The organism is Corallococcus llansteffanensis (assembly GCF_003612055.1).
Classification (GTDB): Bacteria; Myxococcota; Myxococcia; order Myxococcales; family Myxococcaceae; genus Corallococcus; species Corallococcus llansteffanensis.
Window position 1 is genome coordinate 1 of record NZ_RAWB01001022.1, and the last position, 1,389, is coordinate 1,389.

Genomic DNA, 1,389 nt, shown 5'->3' on the forward strand with positions numbered 1-1,389 from the left:
GGCCGTGAGGTCGGAGGGCATGGGTGGATCAGGGCAGGGCAACGGTGCGCGGCGAGGACACGCTCGAGGACGCGCCGTCGCCCTGGCCGAGCTGCCCGCTGGGGTTCGCGCCCCAGCTGAGCACCGTGTCGTCCCGCGTGCGGGCGAGCGCGTGCTGGGCCCCCGCCGCGAGCTCCACGAGCGGCAGGTCCGTGGCCACGCGCGTGGGCACGACGCGCTGTTGGGTGTCACCCACGCCGAGCTGTCCGGTGGAGTTGAGGCCCCAGGCCCAGGCCGTGCCGTCGCTTCCCAGGGCCCAGCTGGAGTTGTTCGCGGCTGTCACCGCGGCGACGCGGGTGAGCGTCAGCACCGGCGTTGGCTGCGCCCGGCCCGCGCCGAAGCCCGCGTCTCCGTGGCCCAGCTGTCCGGACGTCCCCGTGCCCCAGGCGCGCACCGTCCCGTCCGCGAGCAGCGCGAGCAGGTGGCTGCGTCCCGAGGCCAGGTGTTCGACCTGCACCAGGCGGGGCACGCGCACGGGGGCCGCCTGCACGCGCGCCTCCAGCTCGCCCGTGCCCAGCACGCCGTCCCGGTTGTAGCCCCAGACGGAAACGGTGCCGTCGCGGTGCAGCGCCGCGGAGTGCTCGCTACCGGCGACCACCTGCATCACGTCGGAGAGACCCGGCACGGCGGTGGGCTGCGTCACGGCCTCGCCCTCGCTTCCCAGTCCCAGCTGTCCCCGTGCGTTGTCGCCGAACGCCCAGACCTGGCCGCGGGCATCGAGCAGCAGCAGGTGCCCGCTGCCCGGCGCGATCCCCACCACGTCCGCCACGCCCTCCACCCGGTGGGCGCTGCCCATGACGGCGCCGCCCGCTGCGAGCCGGGAGGCCAGCGCACCGCACAGCCACGTGCTCCCGTCCGCGGCGATCCACGCCGTGGTGTCCAGGGACGACTGGAGCGCGACAGGCCGCGGTTCTTCGAGCGGGATCGCGAACGCGGGAAGGGAGCGCTCCTCCGGCGTTGCGTCGCAGCGCTGCCCCAGTCCATTGCTTCCCCAGGTGACGAGGCGTCCCGCGCGCACCACGCCCGTGTGGCCGAGCCCGCCTCCGAGCCCCGGGCCCCCGGTGTAGGGCACCTCCAGCGTGGACGTGTTGCCCGCCGCGTCCGTGGCCGACACGTGGAGCACGTGGGGCCCGGGCGGCGTGGTCAGCTCCAGGGACAGGGGGGCTCCGGTCCCCACGAGGGACAACGTCCGGGAGATGCCGTCGTCGAGCGACACCTCGACCCGGGTGGCGTCTCCCACGTCGCCCTGGAGGCGGAGGCGGGACACGTTGAGCCACTGGCCCGGCCGAGGCGCGTCGATGCGCAGCGCCGGGGCCTCGGTGTCGAGGGGCGGCGGGAGGAGGGCAGGGG

At 75.7% G+C, this 1,389-nt stretch carries 1 protein-coding gene; it reads right to left on the minus strand.

Annotated features, from left to right (window positions below; genetic code table 11):
• Positions 1-28: 28 nt before the first annotated feature.
• The coding region (locus D7V93_RS43010) for an RCC1 domain-containing protein (protein ID WP_120648673.1) at positions 29-1,389 on the minus strand (1,361 nt) is incomplete at its 5' end.